1 protein-coding gene is annotated in these 2,107 nt (G+C 72.1%); it reads right to left on the bottom strand.

Translation table 11 applies throughout. The features are described 5' to 3' along the window. Positions 1-552 precede the first annotated feature (552 nt). Positions 553-1,995 carry a CynX/NimT family MFS transporter gene (locus AB0J52_RS37585; RefSeq protein ID WP_500187734.1) on the bottom strand — a complete coding sequence of 481 codons (1,443 nt, stop codon included), beginning with the start codon at positions 1,993-1,995 and terminating at the stop codon, positions 553-555. Positions 1,996-2,107 lie beyond the last annotated feature (112 nt).

Raw genomic sequence — 2,107 nt, 5'->3', positions numbered from 1 at the left:
TGCGCTCGCCTTCGGCTTCGCTCCACCGTGCAGGTAACGCGTTCGCGCGCGTGGCTGAGGTCGCTTCGAGACCGGCTCTAGCCGATGGGGGCGGAGGAAGCCGGACACAGCGCCGGCCCCGGCGGCCCCGTCCGGTGCGTGTTGGACGCCCGCAGATTTGCAGAGCGGGGTTAGACCGCCTCCGCGCTGGGTCGGCGGTCGCGGCGCGCATCGTCCTTGCCACTCCACCCGGCCCTCGTCAGCCCATCCACGGCGAGCCCCCCGGGAGTCCCATGCATACCTGCGCTGGCTCAGCGGTCGCGGCGCGCGTCTCACCGCCTCACCCGGCCTTCGAAAGTCCGTCCTCGGCAGGCCCGCGCGGATTTGTCCCTTCCGCATACCAGCGCTGAGCATCCTCAGCGTTGGGCAGGTGAGCGGTCAGCGGGCGACATTTGGGTTGGAGATTGGCAGCGCGTCCCCTGCGGGGTCATCGCAGGGGACGCGCTGGGCTGTATCTCACAGGGTGGGGCAGTTGGTTGGTCGAGCGTGCCGACGTGCCCCGTTACATCCGGATCAGCGGCTTCGGGCCGGTTCGCGGACGGGAAGCGGGACCTCCGACTCGATCAGATACTCCAGCTCCGACTCGGCCGTGCTCGTGCTCGGACGGACGAAGCCGGGCCGAGAGGCCACCAGGCCGAGGATCACCTCCGGGACGATCAGGACGAACAGCAGTCCCACCGAGACCGTCCAGCCGCCGGTCAGGTCGTGCAGCAGGCCGACCGCCAGCGGTCCCACGCCCGCGAGGAGGTAGCCGGCGGTCTGGGCCATGCCCGAGAGCCGGGCGGCGATCATCGGGCTCGGAGCACGCAGGTTGAGCAGGGTGAACGCCAGCGGGAAGGCGCTGCCCGTGCCGAGGCCGAGGAAGACCACCCACAGCCATCCGGCGGACGGCGCGACGAGCAGGCCTCCGATGCCCAGCACCATGGTCGCGGCGACCGCGACCACGAGCGCGCCCTGGCGGCGCATCCGCGCGGCGGCGACCGGCGTCGCGAACCCCAGCGGGATGCCGATCAGCATCATCACCGAGACCATCGCACCGGCCTCACCCGCGGCGAACCCGTGGTCCCGCATGATCTGCGGCAGCCACGACATCAGGACGTAGAACATCAGCGAAGCCAGCCCCATGAACCCCGCGACCGACCACGCGAGCGGCGACCGCAGCAGCGAGCCCTCCGCGTCGCTCTCCCCAGCGGGCTTTCCGACCCCGGCAACGCAGACGTCAGCCGACTCGCGGGCAGCAGGACGCAGACCGGCGGGCCCGTCCTCAACCTCGGCAACGCGCGCGTCCGCGTTGGAACGTCCGGCCGCATCGCCTTCGTGACCAGCGAGCCGTCCGGCGGCGGGCATCTCGGTCGCAGCGTGTCGGGCACGGCGCGTGCGGAGCGCCAGCGGTCCCCACGCCAGAACGGCGACCAGGGACGGGACGGCCCACACGGCGAGCGCCAGCCGCCATCCGCCCACGCCGTCGAGCGGGACGGCCAGGCCGGCGGCGATCGCGCCGCTGCCCGCCATCAGCATCATCATGAGGCCGGTCAGCGACCCCACCCGGCTCGGGAACGCGCTCTTGATCACCGCGGGCATCAGCACGTTGCCCATCGCGATGCCCGCCCCCGCGAGCACCGTGCCCCCGAACAGCGCGATCTGCGACGGGACGACCCGCAGCACGATCCCGCTCGTGATCAGTGCGAGCGCCACCGTGATCGCGGCCTCGGCCCCGACGCGCCGCGCCACCACCGGCGCGACGGACGCGAACACGCCGAGGCACAGGACGGGCAGCGTGGTCAGGACGCTGACCTCGACGCCGCTCAGTCCCAGCGACTTCTGCAGGTCGCTGAGCACGGGCGCGACGCCGGTGATCGCGGCACGCAGGTTCACGGTCAGGAGGATGAGCCCGATGAGGGTCCAGAGCGCCGTCAGCCGCGAGACGGACGGAGCGGTGGTCGATGTCTTGGTCATAGTCCTTCGGTCCTGGCCGCCGCTCGGGGCGGCGATGTCGTCATGGTCGTTCTGTCTGTCTGCGGCGCGTCCCCGCGCGCCTGGCGTGGCGTCCGCCCGGCGGAAGCGGGAT

Source organism: Spirillospora sp. NPDC049652, assembly GCF_040675125.1.
Taxonomy (GTDB): domain Bacteria; phylum Actinomycetota; class Actinomycetes; order Streptosporangiales; family Streptosporangiaceae; genus Spirillospora.
The sequence above is the reverse complement of the archived record's forward strand: the minus strand, read 5'-3'. Positions and strand labels throughout refer to the sequence as shown.

Coding starts and splice junctions, on each gene's coding strand:
- AB0J52_RS37585 (WP_500187734.1), bottom strand. CDS start 1,995: ATGACCAAGACATCGACCACCGCTCCGTCCGTCTCGCGGCTGACGGCG.